This window comes from Oscillatoria sp. HE19RPO (genome assembly GCF_024220515.1).
Classification (GTDB): domain Bacteria; phylum Cyanobacteriota; class Cyanobacteriia; order Cyanobacteriales; family Laspinemataceae; genus Laspinema.
This window is the reverse complement of record NZ_JAMXOT010000275.1, coordinates 1-24,113: the sequence shown is the minus strand read 5'-3', so window position 1 is coordinate 24,113 and position 24,113 is coordinate 1. Positions and strand designations below refer to the sequence as shown.

Sequence of the window (24,113 nt, the reverse complement as noted above, 5' to 3'; positions counted from 1 at the left end):
TCCAACAAATAAATCATCCTTGCTTTGATGCGATCGCACCTAACAAGGCTCTTTTAGCCCGCGCAGGCGGGCTTTGTCCGTGTAGCCCCAGGCTTGAGCCTGCGGGTTTTTTGAAGGTTTTATTTTTTGGAGTTCCCTTATAGGCTCGTTGAAATCAGGGTAACCATAAAATGATCAAATCAAGGAGTGGGAGCATCTTGCTCCTTTTATACAACAGCAGGGAGCAAGATGCTCCCACTCCTGGGGGTAATTGTCCCACTGATTTAGATGTATAGTATTCAGGCAGGATTAAACCCCGGTCAATGGATGGATTAGGATTTAACCAGACGACAAATCAGATCTCCTACCCCATTGTCATCGAAGGAAACCCTCGTCCCATTGGCTTGGACTCGAATGCGATCGCGACAGTTGTAGCGTTCCAACGGTTGATCTACTCCGTCAAGGCGAAGGGCTACTCGATATTCCCAATGATATTTAGCACTGCGCTGAATTCGCACAATGCACCATGAGCGATCGCCCAGGGTTCGACAGACTAAGGCTTGAGCGGGGAATGCCACGGTTAACGTTAATAGGAACCCGAGTAACAGGGCTGTTGCTTTGATCCATTGTCTGGGTTGAATGCTGCTCATATTGTGACCTAATTTCGGGGATAAAATGGGCTAGATTGAGTCTGTCTTTTGATAGAAAGTTGGGACTCTATCTTTAGATAGAGACAGAAAATATCAATTTCGTCAATAATTAGACTGGCTTACTCTATGTGAATAGCTCACTTCTAAACTTGCGATCGCTGAAACGGCATGGGGGAGGGAATTTAGGTCGGAGGCTAGGCGACATCTAGTCCGCAGACTAGAGCGTGTCAAAAACATCCGGGTCAATCCCCAAACGGTGAAGTTCACGGCAATTTAGAGCAAGAGTGCCCTCATGAGTGAGGCTAAACCGGAAAATGACAAGGAGAAACAATGAATTCAGTAATTGTATGGATTCTCGGGATAATTATTGGACTGGCGATACTTCTCCTGATTGCGCTGTATATTCGCGGAACCTTTCGCGATCGCGTAGAATACAAGGTTAAAAATCCACCGACTCCGGGAGAGCCTCGCTTTGCGATCGCCCAAGCGAGCTTATCCAATTCTTTAATCACTTCCGCTTTAATCACCGATGTTTGGAATGATTCACCCACCATTCAACAAGTCAGACTCGATGCGATCGCCAAAGCCAAAAGTTCTATTCATTTTGAAACCTTTTTCATGACCCCGGGACGACGAGCGAATGACTTTGCTGCTGCCATTGCCGAGCGAGCAGCAGCGGGAGTCGAGGTTCAATTACTGGTAGATAGCTACGGTAGTAAAAAGATGTCCAAGAAATATTGGAACCGCTTAAAATCTGCTGGAGTTCAAGTGCTGTTTTTCAATCCCTTTGACTGGAAAGCCCCTGCGGATTATGCCGGAAGAACACACCGCAAATTACTCGCCATTGATAGTCAGGTTGCCTATATTGGGGGGGCAGGAATTTCGGATTTTTGGGACGGCGAGTCTGGTTCCGGCGAACAAGAACCGTGGTTTGATTGTGAATTTCGGTTAGAAGGAGAGATTGTTGCCGTATTAGAAGGGGTCTTTGTTCAACATTGGACTTATGCGAGTGGTGTGGCCGATCTCGGTCCAGAAACCTTTAAAAAAGACCCGGCCCAGAAGCCGACTACCCTCGTGACTCCTTCCTTTAATCCCACTTACCGATTTTCCCCAATTCGAGCTTTATTTCAAAGCAATTTATTGGCAGCGAGAAAGCGAATTTGGGTGGCGAGTCCTTATTTTTTCCCCGACTTGAATTCTCAGGATTTGCTGATTGCGGCCAAAAAGAGTGGGTTGGATGTCAAAATTCTCACCACCAGTTCCGTGAGTGATAAAAAAAAGGTTTATTACGCTTCTTATGAAGGATATGGGGCGATGTTAGCCGCCGGAATTGAAATCTATGAATATCAACCGAGTATGACCCATGCCAAGCTCTTATTGATTGACGATCGCTGGATGACAACGGGAAGTGCTAATTTCGACCCCCGCAGCTTTTTTCATAACGATGAATTAGATTTTTCCACGGGCGAACCCAATGCGATCGCAGAGGTTGAGCAGATTTTTGAACGGGGTTTTTCTAAAGCTAAAGTCGCCAGTTTGGACGATTGGCGCAAGCGATCGCTCTGGAAGCGCATGGTGGGACGAACCGTTCGCTTCTTTCAATGGCAACTCTAAGGGCATTTCCTCGCTGATTTTACGGTTTCTTAGCCCAGGAGTAGGGTGGGAAGAAGCCCACATGAATTACCGTGGGCATTGCTACAATATTGGATGTGCACATTGTGCTAAGGGGTAGCCCAGGAGTAGGGTGGGAAGAAGCCCACATGAATTACCGTGGGCATTGCTACAATATTGGATGTGCACATTGTGCTAAGGGGTAGGTCCGGTTGCATCAACGGTTTGAGAAGGAGTCGGATAAGGCTGCTTCGTGGGAATTTCTAGGATAAATTCGGCCCCCTGGGACAGTTCGGAAATACAGCGAATCTCACCTTTATGTTTTTCCACCACCACTTCCTTGGCGATCGCCAACCCAACCCCGATGGATTTTTTCGTGGATTTGGTGGTAAAAAACGGTTCAAAGATTTGGTCCTGAAGAGTTGGGTTAATCCCCACCCCATTATCGGCAATACTAATTAAGACGCGATCGCCTCCCAGGACTTCCGTGCGAATCAAAATGGTTTTTTGTCCCGGGTGATTGGGGTGAGAGTCTAACGCATCGATCGCATTGGAGATCAGATTCATAAACACTTGATTGAGTTGGCTGGGATAGCACTCCACCTCCGGCAGGTTGCTATATGCTTTGACAATTTGAATTCCCGGTGCACCCCCTTTCCCTTTTAATCGATGTTGTAAAATCAGTAACGTGCTATTAATTCCCTCGTGAATGTCCACCGCCTTCAAGTCAGATTCATTCAATCGCATGAAGTTTCGCAAAGCATGAACTAAATCTCGAATTCGTTCCGCCCCCCCTTTCATCGACTCGATCATGTGGGAAAAATCTTGGGAAGTAAATTCCAAGTCAATGGATTCTATGGTTTCTAAAATCTCCGGGACAGGCTCAGGATAGTGCTGTTGATAAAGATACAAGAGATTTAATAAATCCTCAGCATACTCCTGGGCATGAGACAGATTCCCCGTGATGAAGTTAATCGGATTGGTAATTTCAGCGGCTATACTAGCAATTAATTCCCCCAGTTCCGACATCTTTTCTTGTTCGATTAACTGAGTTTGGGTGCGCTGGAGTTCTTGCAGGGCCTTGGCAAGCTGATTGGCTTTTTCCTGGGTTTTGAATTCAGATTCCTGCAAGGCTGCATTTAATTTGGCCAGTTCATCCGCCTGCCGCAGGACGATGGTAACGATCGCATTTTTGAGGTCTAATGCAGCATCAATTTCACAGGGTTTCCAGGGTAAAGATTTACATTTGACAATTTCTTGCCAAATTTCAAAGGATTTTCGAGGATGTAGTCGAGGATTTCTTCCCGGTAACAGTTCAAAGGGTGTATTCGGGTCCCCTGCCCAACTCACCTGGTGAAGTACCTCGGATCGAAACCATAATACATAATGTTTTGGTTCTTTGGAAATCGTCACCGCCAGCAATCCACTGGCGATATCTTTAAAAGACTCGGCTTCGGGATAAACACTGGGAAGGGCATCGGTGTGGTAAACGCTAGGAACCTTCTGTTCCTCCAACCAGTGAATCAGACCCTCAATGCGATCGCGGCTAGGAGTATCGCCTAGTTGCTCACAGGTTCCTTTAAAATAAATCACCGCCCCATCAGCCCTGACTAGATTGAGTAAGTTCGGTTGAAAGTTTACTAATCCATCAATAAAATTAGTCTCTCTTGACATATATTCGACTAATTTTGCCGTGGTAGCTTGCAATTCCAGGCGATATTCATAATAGCTATCATCTTCCTTGGACCGGAGTTCCAATGCCATGACCTTGCCAAAGAATTCGCAGGCTTTCCTCACTTCATAAGACACATATTTGGGGGAATTATGATGGCAGGCAACCAGTCCCCAGAGTTTTCCCTCTTTGACAATCGAGATGGACATCGATGCACTGACGTTCATATTTTGAAGATACTCGATATGACAAGGGGAGACACTGCGAAGAACCGAATGGCTCAAGTCAAGGGGCCTTTTATCTAGGGGATTAATCGCCGGGACAATGGCAACAGGTTTGTAGTTGACATCGGAAATTAATCGGAGCAAATTAATTGAATAGAGTTGTCTCGCCTGGGGGGGAATATCCTCCGCCGGATAATTTAAGTTTAACCAAGAGGTCATAGAATCCAGTTTCTCCTCGGCCAAAACTGTCCCATGTCCGGCAGGGTCAAATCGATAAAGCATTACCCGGTCAAATTCCGTAATATTTCTAATTTCTTTGACCACAAATTGGCAGAGTTCTTGGAAATTTTGGGAATTTTGAATCGTCGATGCAGCGGCTTCTACCAACTTGTAAAAGCTGATAAATCCCACGGTTTTTGGAGAAAGTGCGGGTTCGAGTTCTAAAATTAAACAATCGAGATTAGAGTGATGAATGATTCCATCAAAATAAAGGGTTTTCCAGTCATTATGAATCGTGATTTTGAGAGGATTGACACTCCCCAAGGTCTGATAATTGAGAGATTCTTTGATCCCATTCACCTGAGTGACATCGAGCAACATTTCTAAGGGTTGGTTCAGAAATGTTTCAGGTCGGAGTCCAAAAAACTTAACGGTATTGTTGCTAACTTGTAATATATTGAGGTCCTTGGACAGGACGAACAGGATCCCATGAGGTTGAATTAAACCGGGGCTGTGGATCGGTTCTCGTTCGTAGTTTGCCCAATTTAGTGTTTCTGGCTGCATCATCTGAATTCTCCGACTGTCTGAGTGAATCAAGGACCTGACTTGAGGACAACTGGGTTGAGAGAGGGAGGAAATTTGGCCTTTCTCGGTTATTTAAGTGGACGGTTTATTTTAGCTGACTATTTTCCTTAAGATTTTCTTAATATGTTATCATAATCGTTGACTCATACTTTACTTTTTGACGAAAAAAATTTTTTTGTAACAATTCTTAATCTCTTGAGTTTGCGAGTCCTAATTGCGACAGAAAAGCTGGGAAACCCGGAGGATTCAGGTTTTATAAAAGCCCAGAACTATCGCCCCTCTACCATAGCCCAAATCTCAGCTTTGTGAGGTGAGAGGGGGCAATCGAATTGCTAGCAATCGCACGTTGGTAGCTACAATCGAACCCCTTTCAACTCTCATCACTGCCCCCAATCCCGAATCACCATTGTCTCCTCCGGGCTATACATGGACTGAATGGCCGGATTAACCGGCATCATCGGCCAGAATCCGGGTTTCCCCAGGGGAATTAATGGGTGTCTTTAAAAAATTGGAATTGGCGATCGCTCAGGCGACCTGCATCATAAAGGGTTTCAGCTATTTCCGAAAGGGTCAAGACTGAATGAGCATGATACCCATTCATTTTCAATCGGTCTTTCACCCCTTTTTCATGGTCGATAAAGACCACAATATCCTCCACCTTCAACCCGGTGGATTGCAGTTTTTGTGCCCCTTCCATCGCACTTTTTCCACTAATTAAAATATCATCCACCACCACCACCGTTTCCCCGGGATTAAAATGACCTTCCACTAACCGCCGAGTCCCATGTGCCTTCACTTCTTTCCGGGGAAAAATCATCGGATAATTCAACCGTAAAGAGAGTCCCGTTGCTGTGGGTAATGCCCCATAGGGAATTCCGGCAATTCGGTCAAATTTCAGGGTTTTTAAAACCTCGGCATAAGCGCCAATAATTTTATCAAAAATTTGCGGATTGGAGATAATCGTTCGCAGGTCAACATAATAGGGGAAAGTTTCCCCGGATGCTTGAACATATTCTCCAAACATAATGCAACCTAAATCATAGAGTTGCAGAATTAAATCCGTATGGGGATGAGCATCAGTGGCAGGAATATCCGGAAACCATACTGGACAAGCTTGTGCCTCCGATGGGATACGAGTTCTGACTTGATTAATCGTTTCTCTCAATCCTAAAATTAGGGAACCCGCATTTTCACTGCTTAAATAATCTTGGGGAACGGGCAGGATTAAGCCATCTCCTTGACTGTTTAAACCGGCCTTGAGAATATTAGCTAAAACCGTTCCTTCGGACCAGATACTGCGGGCCAGAATCAGCCGTTCTGGGGCGATGGACCGGACTCGCCTCAAGACTTCCGGCGTATTGGTTCCCACCTCGATTGCCACCTGTTCTGGAGTCCCCCAAGTCCGGGTTTCTTTGACGATTTGTAGGTACAAAGGCGCGTCATTTTTAGGATAATGTTGCAAGACTTGCGCCGCCGGATTGGAGGTATGACACAGGACAAACACGGCTTTATCGGGATAAAGTAAAAATGGGGCCGCCAAATCTTGCCCGGGATAGGGACTCAGGGTCACCGCATCCACTTGCCAGCGTTCAAAAATGGTCTGGGCAAATACGGTACTACTGTTGAGATCCGAGTGTTTGACATCTAAAATCACCGGGAGGCAACGGGGAATCGCTTGTAAAATTTGCGGCAATAAATCTAGGCCCTCAGCCCCCAAAGCGGTGTAGAATCCGAGGGTCGGTTTGTAGGCACAGACCAGTTCAGCGGTTTGGGCAATAATAAAATGCAGCCAATCCGTCAAGTGCGCGATCAGAGTCTCCGGGTTATCCGGGGTTCCAAACCGGGAGGGCAGCGCCTCTGGATCCGGGTCGAGTCCCACGCACAGCAGGCTGTTATTGCGCTCGATCGCACTTTGCAATTTATCGCTAAAATTGATCATAGTGGGTGGAGATTGAATCGATTTTGCACGAATTTCGCTCACCTCCCCCGGTTTTACCCACCGGGGAAATGACCCACGGCGATCGTCGCCCAACCCGGTCAAAAATTAGCAATTTGCCATTCACAAATGCTGTGAATTCTTGTTAAAACCGGAGATTTACGATATCAATGGAGTATAACTTAGGGAATGAACGGATGAGGGAGGAAACAGAGGAATCTGTTGTTGCCCTCACTCTGGCTTATTTTACCATTAATGAGCGATCGCAACGATGACTGGAGAAAAAATTGGCAAATACCTCACCCTAGAAGAATTTTGCACCTGTACGCAAACCTATCGAACTTACAAGGAGCAGATTAATCCCTTTCCCGACAACCCCCAGGAAACGATTCCGGCAATTTTGGCATTAATCGAGGCAATTGTCGATCCCGTTATCGACCAGTTCGGACGCGATCGGTTTCAGTTGACTTATGGGTTTTGTTCCAAGGATTTAAAGCGTTATCTGGAGAAAAAAGACCCGGTAACCGGAAAAAAAAATGGTCGAGTCGCCCCGGAATTGGACCAACATTTGGCCCATGAACTGAATCAGAAGGGCCATTATTATTGTCAGCGTCTCGGGGCCTCCTGCGATTTTCTGATTCTTGATTTATCCAGTGCAGATTTAGTGGAGTGGATTTTGACCCATCAATTACCCTTTGATTCTCTTTATTTTTATGGGGAATCTCGCCCAATTCATATTAGTTATGGTCCGCAACAGAAGCGGGATATTTGGACATTTACTCTGGGGAGACAGCCGACTAAAAAGGGGATTGAGGCGTGGGTGGAGTTGGCGAAATTGATTCAATAAACCCGCACCCTAAAGGGTGGGGCTATACGGACGAAGCCCGCCTGCGCGGGCTAAGATTGAGACAATTATTAAATAAACCCGCACTCTAAAGGGTGGGGCTATACGGACGAAGCCCGCCTGCGCGGGCTAATATATAAAAGGTGATTTAATTAGAAAAGCAAGCGGTTTTATTACTCAAATACTGGCGGCCATAAATCAGCAATTGCCATTTCCCAACCGGGGAATAATTCAGGAATGGTTAAGGTATCTTCAGTGTTTAATACAGTAGTTTCTCCCGTGGGACGATAGACGGTTACGATTTCTTTATCCGGGTCAACTAAGATGCCGACTGTGGTTCCTAATGCTAAAAATAGTTTGATTTTATCGGCGAGGGGATTAAGGCGATCGCTTTTGGATTTAATCTCCACCATCAAATCGGGAACTAGGCGCACAAAATCCCGATTACTGCGCTTAATTCGTTCTGCGAGAACAAACGATACATCCGGTGCCCGCAAGTCGGTATTTGGCAGAATAAATCCCCCACTGGAATCATAAACTCGTCCCAATCTGCGGGGATTGACCCAAAGTTTCAGTAAAAAGGTAAATTGAGCACCAATTTCGCTAGAGGTGTCGTCAGATGGACCCATTGCCTTAATCCCTCCATCAATTAATTCCAGGTTCCACTCGGGATGTTCCAGTTGGACTTGTTCTAAGTCAGCAATTGTTAAACTCATGATTTAACCTCTCGGTTGCTTTATTTAAGTTTAGCTTAAATCGGGTTCAGGTTGCACTTGCTTTTTATGACGCGATCGCAATGCTGTTGCTGCTTTAAGGATTTTCAAGCGATAGGGGTCCGCATCTTTGCGCCAAAATACCGTATTTCCCCGAATCTCGGCACAGTTTTCTTCTAACCGTTTTTGCCAATTTTTAAGGGTTTTAATCTCCCAGGGTCGGTCTAGCAATCCCCGATTTTCTTCCTGATGGGTCAGTTTAACCAGTTTCTCATACTGGGGATAGTCCGGAGTCACACAGGCATCTTTGCGATGAAGGATTGGCGGATTATCGTCGTTATCATAATCTCGATAAATCACCCGCAAATCGATTAAGTCAATATCCATCCGAGTATGTAAGATGGGATGGGTTTCTTGGTCAAAATTGGGGTAAAATAAATAAGAGATTCTCGGCTTTTTCAGGCTAAACTTAATTAAAGTGGCCTCATCCATCCGGCCAATTGCTCGACTCACGACCCCTTCATAAATTCTCAGCAAGGGTTCAAGGGTTTCTAAGGCGGAAACATGAACGGTGAAACTATTGGGTTTGAGCAATCCCACGGAACTATTTTTACAGCTACTCGCCACTAATTTAATATCATTTAAACTAAACACCAGTTGTTCTGCCATGATGCAGGCAGTCCGATAGGAGGGAAATAGCGCTTTGATATCATTTTGAATTTCTAACGGTAAATGAGACAATTGGACTCGTTTTAACAAGTTCGTGACGGCAATATAAGTCAGAATATCCTTGCGGCGTTTTTCGGTGATTGCCTCCCATTCTTCGGGGTGAGTGAACTCCATAATCACTTTAAAGGCGCGGCGCAAATTGCCAAATTCGGCGATGATTTGGGGTTCTTGGAGGAGTTCACCGGGAACGGGTAATCTGCCGCGATCGCTGGCAAATTCCATGAGTGGCGTTAGGATTTCCCGATATTCATCAAAACTTTTTAGCAGTTTAGGAACCGTCGTCCGACTGCGGAAGCGATAAGATTGAATCCGTTGTGCCAATTGTTGGTCCCGAAAGACGAAATAAATCCCCAATGCCACGGGAATTGCTTCTACTTGCAGAACAGTTTCAATATACTGTTTCAGTTCTTCCTGTTCATAATATTTCTGAAACGTATGGCGGCGAGTAATCACCCCATCTCCATAAGCAACTTGACCCGAATTTCGGTCATCGACTAAGACTAAAGACGCAACAATTAACACTTTTTGGGTCAATTCCCAGGATTGAATCAGTGCTTGTCGGCGTTCTTCTAAATCTTCAATCACATTAATAATATAACCCAAATTCACCACATCCGCAGGCGTTAAAGGAGTATCTGGGGAATAATACGGGTCCCAACCACTACTGGGAAATCCTTGTTCTGCAATCCGTTTAATATCCCCCCCATGACCACATCCATAATCAAAAAAGGTCGTTCCTTCGGTAAAAAATCCCGCTTCTAATCCTAATCGCATGGGACGGGAAAGTGCATTTCTGACAATGGCAGCGCGATGGCGTTCGATTTTGGGGGTGGTTTTTAGGGTTTTATAGGTTGTTTTGGGTTCGGAGGTGACTATAACAGTATGTCCCTGAATTTCTACTCCAGAATCGGCCAAATAGTCTAACCATCCATTGCGAGTTCCAATCCCCCGGGACTTGTTTAACAGTCCTAATTTTTCTTCTTCTCGGGTGAGGGTTTCAAACAGTTCATACAGGGGATAATCTGGGGTGACAAAGGTTTCTTTGCGATGAAGAACGGGAGGATTATCCGCTTGGCGATAGTCTCGATAGCGAATTCGACCCTCGGGGAAATGAATCCGGAGACTTGCCTCTAATGCCGGATGCGGGTCAGTGTCGAATTCCGGGTAAAATAGATAAGAAATAATCGGTTTTTCAAGGTTGAATTTAATTAAAGTTGCGCCATCGACTTGTCCTAGATGACGACGGACAACTGCTTCATATAATCGCAAAATTGGGTCTAAGGATTCTATCGCCCAAAAATGAACATACAATGCACCAGGTAGTTTTTTCCCGAGGGGACTATTTTGGCAAGCGGTGGCAACTGCATCCGGTGATTCTAATTGGGATAACAAGTTTTGCGCCAATTCTTTGGCAGTATTCCAATTCCCAAATAAGGCGCGAAAATTAGCGGCAATTTGCGGGGAGAATTCAGAGAAGGAGGGAACGCGCTGTTTCTCCCAAATCCAACTCGCTAAATAAATCAAGGCATCTTGACGGCATTTCTCCTGAATTTGCTGCCAAAGTTCCTCGGAGGTTGCTGATTGAATCTGATGAAATGCCTGGTCTAAACTGCCAAATTGTCGGATAATTGCTTTGGCGGTGGATAATTCTTTAATCTTAGGTAATCGTCCCCAGTCTCCGATAAACTCCATCAACGGGGTGAGGATTTCTTCCTGTGCAATTAACGCAGTTGCCTCGGGGTTGAGGGGAGGAATTATAAAACGCGATCGCCCTAAATTGAAGTGATAAATTTGAGCATCTGCCGGATTGCGAAAGATGAAATAAACCCCCAATCCTGCTGGGGTCGCCTCTCCGGATAAAATGCGTTCCAGTTCCCGTTTCAGTTCTACTTGTTCATAATAGGTATGAACCGAATTCATGGGAATAACGCCTTCTTTCCCATAGGCAATTTTTCCTTGATTGACCTCAGAAACGGTAACTGATGCAGCGACAATTAAAACATTTTCGGTCAATTTCCAGGCATCTTGCAAGACATCCTGACGTTCTTCTGGGGACTGGATTATATTGAGGATATCGGCAAGATAAACAACATCCGCAGGATGGTGATTGGCATCTCCCCCATAGTCCAAAAACGTGGTTTCAGCAGTCAAGATTCCCGCTTCTCCGGCGAGACGCAGGGGACGGGGGAGATGGCGGTGAACCGATGCCAAACGGTCTAGTTTAGTTTGGGGTAGCGGCAAACTGGATTTATCCATAAGATTGGAGGTGTAACTCAGCAGCGATCGTGACCCACCTTGTTCATACCACAAAATGGCTGCCGCCAGTTTAAATTTTTATTGCCGCTACCCCGTTATTCCAAAACCCGCTTCTTAACTAGGCGCTAAATTTACTGCGAATTTCTTCGACTCGTTTGCGGTTTACCCCTAAATCAGACTGTCCTAACCGCGATGCCGATCGCACTTGAATGACATCTGACTTGCGATCGAGAAAAAATTCCACATCATCCACATATCCCATTAAAGAACTGGTAAATTCAGCATACAGATAATGGGCGTCGGATTTGATTATCTTAGCATTGTCCATCTCTTCGATAATCTCCTTGAGATGAACAAATGCCCGTTTTGCCGAAGATTCATATTTTAACGGTTCAATTTGATGCTTTTTATCCGTTGCTTCCGCTTGAGAAGAGACACAATTGGGAGAAGTCGGACAAGGGGATAATTTCCCCATTGTCACCCCTAAATTATCAGGACGTTCCCCGGAAAAGGAGAACAGACTGGCGATCGTCGCATTCGGTGAAATCTCCGTAGCGAATGCCGCAGGAGTTGCACCTAAATAACACAAGATTGCCAAGGTGACTGAAAAACAGACCGTGAGAACTTTGACAGGAGATAAGTTGTACATAAATCGCCGTTTGATGTAAAATGCTCTTTCCATTCTATAGCAATTCTTGCCTACCGTTGTGGAAGACCCTCACCCCCAACCCCTCTCCCAAAGCGGGAGAGGGGAGAAGACAGATTTTATCAATCATTTAGGAATGCTATAGCGGCAAATTTGACGACTGGTTCACCGTTTCCCCTTTGATTCTTTCTCCCCTGCCTGACTTGCCACTGCCACCTCGATTAAATGCTCAATTTTCTTGATATTCGGGTCTCCTGCCAGATACCCAATCCCGCGATGCAGATGCAAGCGAAACTGATTCGCCAATGTCTCTTTATCCGTCCCTAATCCATCTTGGTGACAGCGTTGTTTCAAGGCCAAAATTAAAATATCCGACATTTCTCCACCAAAGACTCGCCAACTCATTTCGACGTTACTATCAGCAGGAATTGGCACCGGAGAAGGGGTAGAAGTTTCGGACAAGGATTTACAAAATGCCCAGCGGCATAAAATATTCCATTGGTCTATTTTGGTATAACGTTTGAGTTTACTGAGTTGTTCTTTGGCGGTTTGAGAGAGTTTAATTCGGTCGAGGGGTGGTTCCATTGATGGTGTAAAATAAAGGTGGAGAGGCCCGCAGGCTAAAGCCTGGGGCTACACGGACGAAGCCCGCCTGCGCGGGCTAAGAAATAGGGGTTTGGGCTGATTTTATAGTTTACCAGAAATAGCCCGGTTCTACAACAGTTTTTCGGGTTTCGGGTTGATATTTGAGGAGGTAGCTGTTGGCGATCGCCTCCTGTTCTACGAGATGCTCATACTCTGTTTTGCTAATTTCTGTATCCGTAGATAACAGAATCACTTGATGGGATGCTGACGGAAAATAGCGTTCAATCAGATTATTCCGGTGGGAAGAATCCAACCGTCCTAATGGGGTATCGATCGCCACCGGGAGATGCCGTCCCGAGACTCGCGCCAATCCCCACAAAAAGGCGATCGCCAACAACTGCTTTTCCCCCGCAGAAAGACGATGTTTCGGGACAGGTTGACCCTCGGGATTGTACAGGGACAATCCAAAACTTTGCGTATCAATAGCAATCCGATGGACTAAATCCGCTTTATGTAACAGATAGCGGAAACACTCCGTTACCTCCACCTCTAACTTATTTAACTTCCGCAGAGTCAACCGTTCCTTAAACAATTTCAGAGTTTCCTGAACCTTCTTCGATGACTCAATAATATGCTCATCATTTTGGCGTTCAATACTCGTTTCACTGTACACTGCCAGTTCTTTCTTGAACCCCTCAATCTCTTTGCTTAACTTATCGCATCGCTGTTGACCATTATTATAGTCCCCTTGCGCCTTCACCACTGCCGCTTGTGCCGCCTTCAATGCCGCATCCAGTTGTTCATAAATCTCCGGAGAAGGTGCAGATGCCAGTTGCCGTTCATTGAACGTAATTTCTACCTCCAATGCCTCCAAAGACTGCAACTTTTCCCCCGCCAATTTTACCTGACTCGGCAGTTCATGACGCAAAATATTGGACAACAAAGACAGAGTTTCCTCATCTGCCGATAACCAGATATCCTCTTCCGAACCAATTTCGCGATCGAGTGCCTCATCCTCCTGTTCCAGAAAGAACTTAATCTTATCCACCTGTTGCGGTTTTAACTTCAATTTGTCCAGATATTCCACCAGACGACTGCTGCGTTCCTTCACCACATCCCGCGCAATTTTCGCCTGAAGAGACTTCGCCTCCTGTTCCCCTTGAACCTGCACCTGATTCAGCAAAGGTTGAATTAAAACCAGGGGTAAACTCCCCCCAGCTAATTCCCCCAAAGACTCGCGCATCTGTTCCAAACTTCCCTCTAAACTGCGCTTTTGCTTTTCTAACTGAGTCCGTTCTGCCGCAATTTTCCCCCCTTCCGAAATAAACTTATCCCAAGCATCCCGCTGCCGTTCATGGGCCTTTTCTAATTTATTTTGTAACCCGCCTAACTCCTGCTTTGCCTCCTCCAAATCCTCGTTAGATTTAGACAACTTTTGTTCAATTTCTTCCAAACTTGCCAACTGCTTTGCACTTGCCAACTTCTTCTGTTTCCGCCGGACTAAAATATCCAAATCTATGGATAAACGTTCCGCCAACTCCAATCCCAACAGAGATTGAATCGCATCCACCACAACCGGAGGCGGCGTTTCCTGTTCCGCCAATTCCTTCACCTGTTCCCCATCAAATAGAAACAGATTAGAAATCCCCAACGGCAACAAATTCTCGATATATTCATCCCAAATATTCGTCAAATCCGTTCGCGGCCAATCTCCTTCCAAAATCCCTAACGTATCCTTACCATCCTTGGGATTTGCCTCCCAATAGCGCACAATCCGCAACTCCACTGCCGCATCATTTTCAAAATGCTCAAACACCAACTCAATCCGAGTTTTTTCCACCGGATCCGAATCCCGAGTCACACACTGAGTCAGGAAATCACTATAATTCAAATTGCCTCGGGTCGAACATTGAGCCCGAGGACCATAAAGCGCTAACCGAATGGCATCCATCAGGGTCGTTTTACCCCCACCATTCATCCCCCCAAACAGGATAATCGGACGAGTTTCCCCATGAATTTGAGGACGTAAATCAATCACCTGTCGTCCCATATAAGGACCAAAGTTTTGCAGAACCAGTTCAATAAAAATCACGATACAGTAAAGGTAATAAAGTCAACAGTAGGCAAAATTCCAATCCCCCCCCTTAGCAACAAGATAGGGGAATCTCTTCCAATCCCCCCCCCTTAGCAACAAGGTAGGGGAGTCTCTTCCAATTCCCCCCCTTAGCAAGGGGGGGTTAGGGGGGGTCTCTTCGATTAATTCTCTCCATCATCATCATCAGAATTGATACTGGGATATTTCATGGTCCCCCAACTTAACTGTTTAATCCCAGCAACTTCCCCATCAGTTGCCGAGGGTTTCATCTCCCGATTTTTGAGCTGTTTAATCGCATAAACATCCCCTTCCTGAGCAGCAGTTTTTAGGTCCCGCTTGTAATGAGCATTTTCAATCGCTTCTTCTTGCGATCGCGAACTACTCTCAAAGCATTTCTCTAGCGCATCATACACCCCATTGCGCCGGGATTTAGTATGATACTTGTACTCCGTCCCAATCAACTTCGACATTAATTCCAAGTGCATCGTATCCGGTTTACAGATTTCATCTAAAACCTCCCACTCATCACTTCCCCATAATTGATTGCCAGCCCCCGGACGAGGGTCTTTAAAGACTTCCCCAGTCACTTCTTCATAAATTTTGGGCAAGCTATCGTCAAATTCATGCTTCTCTTCCAGCCAAATTCTCCGAATTTCACTGAGTTCTCCCAAAGTAATCAGAGTGATGTCTCGCATATCTTCGGGACCCTTTTTTCTGATTACAGTTTGAGCCGATAGAACTTTTTTCAGCCAATGCTCCCGCCATTGTTTTAGATAAGGTCCAGGAATAGGCACAACAGCCATGTCACCCTCATTATTCCGCTCAAAGAGTTCAACTTTTCCGTAAATACGACGGAAGTCTCGTTTATCGTGATCTTCATGAATATCTAATTCATTACGAATTTCCAACAGTGGCATCATCCATTCTTTTTCGTCATCATTTTGGATCATCGCTTGCATGGATTTATCTTGATTGACAAGGGTACAAACCCAGCAACCAAAGCGAGAATCCCCACAGCTTGGGGTAGTGGTATCAACGACGAGGGGACATTCATTGTCTGCGGTTGCACCCCGATACATCGTAAATAAATCTTTATTGCTTTGTCCCCAGGGATTTGACCATTGATTCAAATAAATCCAGACTTCATCATTGCGCCAGTCTTCGATAGGACTATAGACTAAAGAATTAGGCAATCGAGCATTAGGACTAAGGCGATCGCGAACTCTACCTGCTTCATGCTTTCGCATTGTCATGGCGCGTTTGCTACTTTCAGCCTTGCGAGTACCTAAGACAACAATCGTTTCCCCACTAATTCTGACTACATCACGGATAAAGTGGTTGACTGGCTGAATTTTTAGGCGATCGGTACACCAACGAAATCCATGCCGAGGTGCTGGATAGCCTTTTCCAATTAAACACACCCAGAAAGTATCTTTGACTTGTGGATTCAGCAGATGGGGTTCAAATGGCATTTTTTGTTCCCTAGCTGCTGCCTTCATTCTATCTATTGATTTACGCACCCACGCTGAAACAATTGGGTTTTCAACCAGTGTATCCGTAGTAATAACGTAAATTTTCTTGGTTCGCTTTGATAAGGGAAGTTCAGCGATCGCATTCCAAATTAACTGCAATATTGTCGTGCTGTCTTTCCCTCCTGAATATCCTATAATCCACGGAATTTCGTCTAAACAGTAGAGCGCTTGAATCTCTTTTGTTAAGTTTTCGATATCTTCGACTAATTCCTCCACAGTCCGAGGCGGAAAAAGTGACATTTGGGCTTGTTCTGTCATGTTCTCAACACTCCTTGATATTTTCTAAATGGTAATGGGTATGTTATAATTGTACAGCTTTTTACTCCCATCACCACTTAAGATGACAGATGACTTGTTACCCCAGTCAGAAACGCCTCCCCGCCTCGATCCGGTGCTTGAACCCTATTTCGCAAAGCATCATCGCGAAAAGTGTTATCCCGGTCTGATTTTCCGCCAGGGGAAACGGCAGATGGTGCAAATCAATGTCCCTGCCGATGATTTGCCGACGCTTCTCCAAGCAAAACCCTCTAGTGACAACGACCCCGATTCGGGTAAAAATCGCCCAGAAGTTAAGGGTCATGCCGAGGAAATCAAAGAGTATATTCTCAAGCGTGCCAGCAACGGTAAACCCTGGATTTTGGGAACCCTAACGGCAAATGTCGATCCCAGCAAGATTAGGATCGTAGAATTGGGAAGAGGGATTTGCTTAGTTGTCATTCCTCGGGGAGTTAAGTTAGACATTACAGATGGACAACATCGTAAAAGTGCAATCCAAGATTTGATTATAGGTAAATCTGGCGAGGTAATTGGCGATAATGATTTCCCCATTACTATCGTTTTAGAACCCGACTTTAACCAGTGCCAAACTGATTTTAGAGATATGGCACAAACCAAGCAACTTGATAAATCACTGCTGTTGTCGTTCGGGGAATTTGAAGGGCGGGTCGGCATCACTAAGCGAGTCATTGATGAAGTTTTCATGTTTCGAGGTAAGACGGAAAAAATTAAAAGTTCTCCTGCTTCCAAAAAGAAATTGATTTATACCACTAATTATCTAGCTAAACTGGTGAGTTGCGCTTTTGCCGGGGATGCCAATAATGAGCTAAGAGAGTATGGTGTTAAAGAAGCATCAGATGCACTCATTAATGCCCTAAATCAATTTTTTGGTGAATGTACTCAGACTCGACATATTTTTGAGACGAGTGCTGAGGATCTGACGGTTGATGAAATTGACACTTTCAAGAATGAAAACCTATTAGGGAGAAGTGTTGGCATGGAGATTTTAGGGCAATTGCTCTATTGTATTTATGACAAAACAGATTCTTGCTTTGATCCAAACAAAGTCTCCAAATTGGCTCTAATTAATTGGTCAAGAGAAAGTCCTTTATGGAGAGACAATGTTGTGTCTATCGACCCTAACGCGAAAAATCCAGCAAAACGTTACAAAATAACGGCAAGTGGGAATCCGGTAAGAATTGCTATAAATCAGGCCAAAACTAATCTAGGATGGATGTAAAATTGGCCGATTAGCAACCAGGAGGAGGGAGTCGATCGCCCTAAATTGCTCTCTAATTCCTCCCTCCTGAATTCCTACTACTATTCCAAACGCTTCTCTTCCTCCGTTAGTGGCAAATTTAAGCGCTGTTTCAGATAAGCAGTCATTCGCATTACGCTGGTTGACCCTGGGGACAGTTGACCCTTGAAAATCACACTCCCTTCCCAGTCTAAATTCGATCGCGACCAATCGACTTGCCGCAAGGGGTCCAAATGGTCTCGCCAGGTGTCTGGATAGGTCCGGAGTAATGTTGCACCCACTGCGCCTAATCCGATTAAGACGATCGCCTGGGTATGCAGGTAATCTCGCCGCATCTCAAAGGCGCTAACTTTGCGGTCTAGTACAAGTTGCCAATCTGGTATCTGCCGACTGACCGCATTCCAGTAATCCACTGCCTGTTGGATTTGTGCCTCTAGGGGTTCCCGGTCCCGGTCTGCCAATAATGTCAAGGTTGCCTGACAAATATGGGGGAGTATAAAGAGTTTACCAGACCGGGTGCTTAAATGACTGCGTTCGGTTTCCGTGAGGGTGCGAAATACCTCCACTTGCTGATATACTCCTCTCCCTAATGCGGCAGCGCGATCGCGATGGTCATACAGCAGGTTTAAGGCAGGGTCCGATCGCACCGGGTAGCGGTTGAGGTCACTAAAGATTTGCTGCGATCGCTTCAAACCCACATCCAGAAACAAAATCAGGGGAATGGTTTCATATCCCAACTCCGGATTCTCCTTCAATGCCGACTCAAATGCCACCCGCCGATGTTGGCCGTCATTGATGGTAAATCGCGCATCCATCGGCACTCGCAAGCGTCCGACTTTTCGCCCTTCCGCCTCAGTTCCCAGGGGTTCAAAGGTGATATCTGCATCAATAGATGCCGTAATCGCCGAGAGGGTATAACTCTTGGGATTATCCAAAATATACTGAGTAATTTGTGGCACCCGGGTCCGATTCAGCGATCGCCTCGCCCGATTTTCTGGCGGCGTTTCCCCCTGTTCCAAAGGGAACAGTTTCGGCAGCAGTCGCAGAGGACACATGGACACATAGTATTCCCGTCCCGCCTGGATTCCTCGGATTACAGGTAAGACATATTCAAAGGCGGTATTTAGCACGATCGCCCTCCCGGTATGTGCGGTAGATGGTATCCCACCAGCAACTCCCCCCTTTTTTTTCTGATGACCCTTGACAAATTAACATAACTGTGTTAAAAGATGACCGAATTTAATCGCTTTATTTTAGTAAAGCACAAAAAGTTTTTAAAAACCAGCTTTTTAGCAAAATAGCCCCCAAACCCTTACGAATAGGGAGTTTTGAGTAGGGATGAGTCAGTCTGGGAACTTTCCTGCTATGTTTAAGGATGTGCCTATCGATATGAAAGTCCCCATGAACCCTCCCCGGAATCCAGCAACAGACCTTGCCAGCAAAATCCTGGAACAGGAAAATAGCGATCGCGAAGCATTGGCGCTATTGCTGGATCGCCACCTCTCCCGCAGCGATCGCCTCCTGGTCCAGAAAACCCAGATGGGGAATACCGAGGCATTTATTGGATCTGTGACCTTAGAATGGTTAAGTAGTCGGGTTCGTTTCGCCTCCCAACTGCCACTGTTTCAGAAAAAATATGACCCCCAAACCGATAATGTGGTCCGGGACCGGGAAACCATTGACGAACTGCTACAACGTCCCCTAGATTGGTCCCGCCAAGCAGCTTTGACCTTGTATTTAGTGGCCCGAAAAAACCATAAATTTCCCGCATTGTTAGTGGTGGAAAGTCCACCGTGGGTGGATAATCCCGATGCGCCAGAGTGGGATAAAACTGGGCGATCGCGTCAATCCACCAGTGATTTTGTTGCATTAGACAAAGACAACACCATCGGACTGTTAGACGTATCTGAAAAAGTAGCAATTTTTGCTCTGGATGGTCAACATCGACTGATGGGAGTCCAGGGATTAATGGAACTGATTAAAACAGGACGACTCCAACGGTATAGCAAAAATAAAAAGGCCGTGGGTGCGGCAATTACTGTCGATGATTTAAAACAGCAATATCAGGTGGAATCGGCAGACCTGCAAAATTTAGCATCGGAACGAATTGGCATCGAATTTATTCCCGCAGTCCTGGAAGGAGAAACCCGAGACGAAGCAAGGCGAAGGGTCCGGTCGATTTTTGTTCATGTTAACCTGATGGCGGTCAACCTTAGTAAAGGACAACTTGCTGTTCTGAATGAAGATGATGGATTTTCGATTATAGCGCGGAAAGTTGCGGTTACTCATCCCTTATTGAAAGAGAAAAAGAAACGGAATGCGCGGGTGAATTGGGACAGTGCGACTGTCGCGGCAAAATCAACGGTTTTAACCACACTTCAGGCGCTTAAGGATATGTCAGAACGCTACTTAGGTCCGAAATTTCCCCAGTGGCGATCGGCGAATAACAAAGGGTTAGTTCCGATTCGTCCAGAAGATGACGAACTAGAGGAAGGATTACGGGAATTTGAGGCATTATTTGATGGGTTATCCAGTTTAGTCAGCTATCAGCAACTTGACTCAGGGACGGAAACCCCAGAAATGCGCCGATTTAGTCATGAAAAAGGTGGCGGTGATGGGAATTTGCTGTTTCGTCCGATTGGACAAATTGCTTTAGCGCAAGCGATGGGAATTTTGGTGTTTGAGAAAGGGTTTTCCCTGAAAGAGTTGGTTGAGAAGTTGCAGGAATTTGATGTGGATGGGGGATTTAGTGGGATGGAATATCCCCGGTCCCTTTGGTATGGGGTGTTGTATGACCCGAGTAAGCGCCGGGTGTTAGTTTCGGGTCGGGATTTGGCGGCGAAGTTGTTGGTTTATATTTTAGGGGGAATTGAGGATGATTATGAACGTGCAAATCTTCGCAAGGCGTTAGCGGATGCGCGTACTTTTGAAGGGAAAGCAGTTAGTTTTGATGGGAAGTTTGTGAAACCGAAGGAGGTGGGTTTGCCGGAGGTTTTGTGATGGGTATGGGGGGGGGAACGACTGAAGTCGTTACTACGAATATGAAGAATACTATCCTCAACTCCGGCGGGGGATCAATCGATTGGCGGCCTTGTAGGGGCGCTTCGCGAAGCGCCCCTACAGTCGGTTAAAAACCGACTAAAAACACCACCGGATAAGATGTTCAGTCGGTTTCAACCGACTTAAGTTGTTAGGCGGGGGATTTATCCCCCGCCGGGTGTTGCAAGGGGTGCAAAATCTCAGTTACTACGAACGGAGATAAGAGAACGACTGAAGTCGTTACTACGAACATGAGAAGAGAACGACTGAAGTCGTTACTACGAACATGAGAAGAGAACGACTGAAGTCGTTACTACGAACTTTTATAAGAATCTACTTAGGTCAAAATCATCGGGTTCTGAGGTGGTTTTTTTGAAGCGTTCGGAGAGGAGAATGAGGAGGATTCTTTCGGTATAGTCTACGGCACCTCGTAACTCTTCGCGGAGGATTTCTAGGCCGCCGTTGGCGTATTCTTCAAAGATATGAGCGCGGATTTCTTCGCAATCGGGGTCGTTGGGTGCGATGATTTTGGAGTCTTTGGTTTCGGCGATCGCCAGTAATTTAATCACCAGGTCATATCCTTTGGTGACGAAGGTATCGATGTCAATTGGACCCGGTTCGGTTTTGGAAATTGCGCCGAGGGGAACTCGTTTTTTGCGTTTGGCACCCAAGGCGGCAGCAAAAACCAGAACATCGGTAAAGTGACGAAATACGCCGGTTTTGTTGTCCGATGAGGTTAAGGATGTGACTAAATCTGCTTTATCTTTGGCAACCTTAATTCGATATGCACCCATTGCGATCGCCCTGTGTTGTATTCAACCGTGAACAGGATTCCGGAAGCAACGCCCCCATCCTACTAATCTAGCATAGATGGAGGCATTTTCATCATTAGGGAATCACAAATTTACGGTTGGACTCGATACACCCCCACATCATCAATGATAAATTCGGTGGAATTTTGACCATCTGTATTTCCGGTCGAAAAGAACAAATAGTCCAGATTATCAAACTTAAATCCATAAGGGGTATAAGTTGCAGCAGCAGACTGAGAACCGGCGCGGAAGGTTAATAAATCTCTTGGAGTTAAATCATCAACTCCCGGACTGGCGTAGTAACTAATTGACCCATCTGGATTGAATGCCATGCCAATTGTCCACCATCCGGTATTGGTAAATTTTTGTTCGCTGGCATTGACATCTACCCCTTCATTATTAGCGCGAACCACCCAGCGAAACGTGCGACGACCACTACTTTCTTTGTCCATCCAAATCCAAATTCCGGGCCAATAATTCGCTAATTTACCATCGGATTTACGTCCACTAGCACCGACGCGAAACCCGATATGATATCCACTGATATCGTGCCATTCATTCAGGGGAGGTAAATAAATTCGCGTCACTACACTTAACCCTGAACCCAGAGGGATATCTGCGTTGGTTTTTCCGGGAATAATATTCAGTAAATCGTCTTGCTGAACTGTCCCTTCCGTAATATTAGGAGTGCCAGAATTTCTAGTTCTTAAACGTAGGGAATATTGACTACCCCGAATGCCTCCTGGTGGGGTTCTAACTTGTTCGACAATATCCGGATGTCCCCGAGTCGGTCCCTCAATCCACCTGCCATTGGCAGAGACTCCGGTGGGCGCATTTCGCGCATGAATCACTTCAACCCAACCAGAACCCGGATTGTGAAATTGATTGTGGAGTTTAGGATTATTGAAGTTATAACTCCAACCGACTTCCTCGAAGGTATCCCCCAACTCAGGGAGGCGGGTTCCTCTCCCCGGTGGCATCAATTCGGTGCTATTGGATAGAGTGAAGGCGACTAAAATGCCAGCTAGGACTTGTGCTACTTTCATTGAATGATCACGTTTTAAGCAGTCTATTAGATGTATTTGTAGCCTAAATTGTGCCAGTTTGCAGCAGGATTGTGCCAGTTTTTGCTTTGGTCATTGGTCATTGGTCATTTGTTATTGGTCATTGGTCATTGGTCATTGGCTATTTGTCATTGGTTATCTAGGTTGAGAAAGGCGATCGCCTGATGATCACGGGTAGGCGATCGCCTTTCATTTCCCTCTAAAATCTGGGAGTCAAAAATTTAGTCTGGTTCAGAAAACCTCCCTAATAATTCTTCCCGAGATAGAGTCGCTAATTGCAGCATGAGGGCGGTCATTTCTTCGGTAGGTAATGCTAATAATGGGTCAATCAACGTGGAAAGTTCCTCATCTAATTCCCCAAAGCGTACCCGCAAGAAATTTTCTATCAATTGCCGTTGTCCCTGCTGAATCCCTCGCTGTTCTCCGATTTGTTCTCCAAGTTGAATACCTCGCTGTTCTCCAAGTTGAATACCTCGCTGTTCTCCTTCGCGGATTGCTTGTTCTCGGTCTTGTTGATAAAGTGGTGCTAATCGCATAATTAACTCCCGTTCTTCTGCATCGTTACTTTGATTAACTTGTAAGTTTTGTCGCAGGTTGTAAAGCATTTCTAAGGCAACCGCCCGCAAGGGGTTATCCTGTGGAAGTGCTTCAAGTTCGTCGATCGCTCGTTTTTGGACTGTTCCCCTTCCCAGAAGTCTCAACCAGAGGGTTTCTGAGGTCCTGGGTAGTTGGTGAATCACCACGATTCCCGTTCTCAGAGAGTCCCCCATCAAGTACACCCCAGGCAACCAATTTGGTTCTAGTATAGCTCTAAATCCATTTAAAAGGTTGGCCGATGCCGTCGGGGTGAGTATCCATAATTTGGGTAAGTCTGACTCTTGAATCCGGGTATTATTCCGGTTTGCTTCTCGTTGGTAATCTCCTCGGACTTCTAGCAATTTCAAGAGGCAATTACAGATGTCGTCGGCGTTAGCGGGGTTACGAAAGGGTTCAAAGATTGCTGGAGTTCCGGCGAATCGTCCTAATAATCCTAATCCGGCAAGATTGGCAGCGGCGATGGGGGAAGGTGCAAACCAAACATCGATTTCTCGGACTTCTCCGGCGACTCGGAGGGAGGGTTTGACTTCTCCGTAGGGGGACAGCAATTCTTCTAAGTAATCTTTGGCAAATTGGTCATGGATAAATCGGGTCATTTGTCATTTGTTATTGGTCTGTGGTCATTGGTCATTGGTCATTGGTCATTTGTTTAAGGTTAGAAACCGGGTTTCTTAACAAGGTTTATGCGAAGTTGCAGCAATTTTGGCTAGAAACCCGGTTTCTGGTCCCGGGGTAAAAGGTTAGAAACCGGGTTTCTTAACAAGGTTTATGCGAAGTTGCAGCAATTTTGG

Annotated in this window: 17 protein-coding genes; 4 read left to right on the top strand and 13 right to left on the bottom strand. The window is 45.7% G+C overall.

Going from position 1 to position 24,113, the window contains the following annotated elements:
• Positions 1-311: 311 nt before the first annotated feature.
• Positions 312-629 (bottom strand): hypothetical protein, encoded by a 318-nt coding sequence (locus NG833_RS22725; RefSeq protein WP_254567551.1) that lies wholly within the window; start codon positions 627-629, stop codon positions 312-314.
• A gap of 330 nt (positions 630-959) precedes the next feature.
• Between NG833_RS22725 and NG833_RS22720 the strand changes: the two genes are divergently transcribed.
• Positions 960-2,243, top strand: a complete 1,284-nt coding sequence (locus tag NG833_RS22720) for a phosphatidylserine/phosphatidylglycerophosphate/cardiolipin synthase family protein (RefSeq protein WP_254567550.1) — start codon at positions 960-962, stop codon at positions 2,241-2,243.
• Positions 2,244-2,435: 192 nt separating this feature from the next.
• Here the strand turns inward: NG833_RS22720 and NG833_RS22715 are convergent, their stop codons facing one another.
• Positions 2,436-4,922: an ATP-binding protein gene (locus tag NG833_RS22715; RefSeq protein ID WP_254567549.1), complete on the bottom strand. Its 2,487-nt coding sequence runs from the start codon at positions 4,920-4,922 to the stop codon at positions 2,436-2,438.
• Positions 4,923-5,427: 505 nt separating this feature from the next.
• Positions 5,428-6,879, bottom strand: coding sequence for a bifunctional orotidine-5'-phosphate decarboxylase/orotate phosphoribosyltransferase (locus NG833_RS22710; protein WP_254567548.1), 1,452 nt, complete (start codon positions 6,877-6,879; stop codon positions 5,428-5,430).
• Between the two features lie 268 nt (positions 6,880-7,147).
• On the opposite strand from NG833_RS22710, the gene NG833_RS22705 reads away from it, so the two are divergent.
• On the top strand, positions 7,148-7,723 hold the full coding sequence (locus NG833_RS22705) for a hypothetical protein (protein ID WP_254567547.1): 576 nt from the start codon (positions 7,148-7,150) through the stop codon (positions 7,721-7,723).
• A 170-nt stretch (positions 7,724-7,893) separates the two neighbouring features.
• On the opposite strand, the gene NG833_RS22700 is transcribed toward NG833_RS22705, so the two are convergent.
• From NG833_RS22700 to dndC, 6 genes are all read right to left on the bottom strand, one after another.
• On the bottom strand, positions 7,894-8,436 hold the full coding sequence (locus NG833_RS22700) for a Uma2 family endonuclease (protein ID WP_254567546.1): 543 nt from the start codon (positions 8,434-8,436) through the stop codon (positions 7,894-7,896).
• Positions 8,437-8,466: 30 nt separating this feature from the next.
• Entirely contained in the window at positions 8,467-11,418 is a 2,952-nt protein-coding gene (locus tag NG833_RS22695; protein ID WP_254567545.1) for a DNA phosphorothioation-associated putative methyltransferase, read from the bottom strand.
• Positions 11,419-11,536: 118 nt separating this feature from the next.
• Positions 11,537-12,100 (bottom strand): DUF1499 domain-containing protein, encoded by a 564-nt coding sequence (locus NG833_RS22690; protein ID WP_254567544.1) that lies wholly within the window; start codon positions 12,098-12,100, stop codon positions 11,537-11,539.
• Between the two features lie 129 nt (positions 12,101-12,229).
• Complete coding sequence (gene dndE / locus NG833_RS22685) at positions 12,230-12,649, bottom strand: DNA sulfur modification protein DndE (protein WP_254567543.1); 420 nt, start codon at positions 12,647-12,649, stop codon at positions 12,230-12,232.
• A gap of 109 nt (positions 12,650-12,758) precedes the next feature.
• Positions 12,759-14,741: a DNA sulfur modification protein DndD gene (gene dndD / locus NG833_RS22680; RefSeq protein ID WP_254567542.1), complete on the bottom strand. Its 1,983-nt coding sequence runs from the start codon at positions 14,739-14,741 to the stop codon at positions 12,759-12,761.
• 164 nt (positions 14,742-14,905) lie between these two features.
• Entirely contained in the window at positions 14,906-16,534 is a 1,629-nt protein-coding gene (dndC, locus tag NG833_RS22675) for a DNA phosphorothioation system sulfurtransferase DndC (protein WP_254567541.1), read from the bottom strand.
• Positions 16,535-16,616: 82 nt separating this feature from the next.
• Between dndC and NG833_RS22670 the strand changes: the two genes are divergently transcribed.
• Complete coding sequence (locus NG833_RS22670; RefSeq protein ID WP_254567540.1) at positions 16,617-17,792, top strand: DNA sulfur modification protein DndB; 1,176 nt, start codon at positions 16,617-16,619, stop codon at positions 17,790-17,792.
• A gap of 80 nt (positions 17,793-17,872) precedes the next feature.
• Here the strand turns inward: NG833_RS22670 and dndB are convergent, their stop codons facing one another.
• Positions 17,873-18,940 carry a DNA sulfur modification protein DndB gene (gene dndB, locus NG833_RS22665; protein WP_254567539.1) on the bottom strand — a complete coding sequence of 356 codons (1,068 nt, stop codon included), beginning with the start codon at positions 18,938-18,940 and terminating at the stop codon, positions 17,873-17,875.
• A gap of 271 nt (positions 18,941-19,211) precedes the next feature.
• Here dndB and NG833_RS22660 point away from each other — a divergent pair, with 271 nt between their 5' ends.
• The gene (locus NG833_RS22660; RefSeq protein WP_254567538.1) at positions 19,212-20,810 is read left to right on the top strand and encodes a DGQHR domain-containing protein; all 1,599 of its coding nucleotides are present in this window, start codon (positions 19,212-19,214) and stop codon (positions 20,808-20,810) included.
• Positions 20,811-21,172: 362 nt separating this feature from the next.
• Here NG833_RS22660 and NG833_RS22655 read toward each other — a convergent pair whose 3' ends face one another.
• From NG833_RS22655 to NG833_RS22645, 3 genes are all read right to left on the bottom strand, one after another.
• Positions 21,173-21,643: a DNA phosphorothioation-associated protein 4 gene (locus NG833_RS22655; protein WP_254567537.1), complete on the bottom strand. Its 471-nt coding sequence runs from the start codon at positions 21,641-21,643 to the stop codon at positions 21,173-21,175.
• 110 nt (positions 21,644-21,753) lie between these two features.
• Complete coding sequence (locus tag NG833_RS22650; RefSeq protein ID WP_254567536.1) at positions 21,754-22,707, bottom strand: hypothetical protein; 954 nt, start codon at positions 22,705-22,707, stop codon at positions 21,754-21,756.
• Positions 22,708-22,946: 239 nt separating this feature from the next.
• Positions 22,947-23,918 carry a hypothetical protein gene (locus NG833_RS22645; RefSeq protein ID WP_254567535.1) on the bottom strand — a complete coding sequence of 324 codons (972 nt, stop codon included), beginning with the start codon at positions 23,916-23,918 and terminating at the stop codon, positions 22,947-22,949.
• Positions 23,919-24,113: the final 195 nt, after the last annotated feature.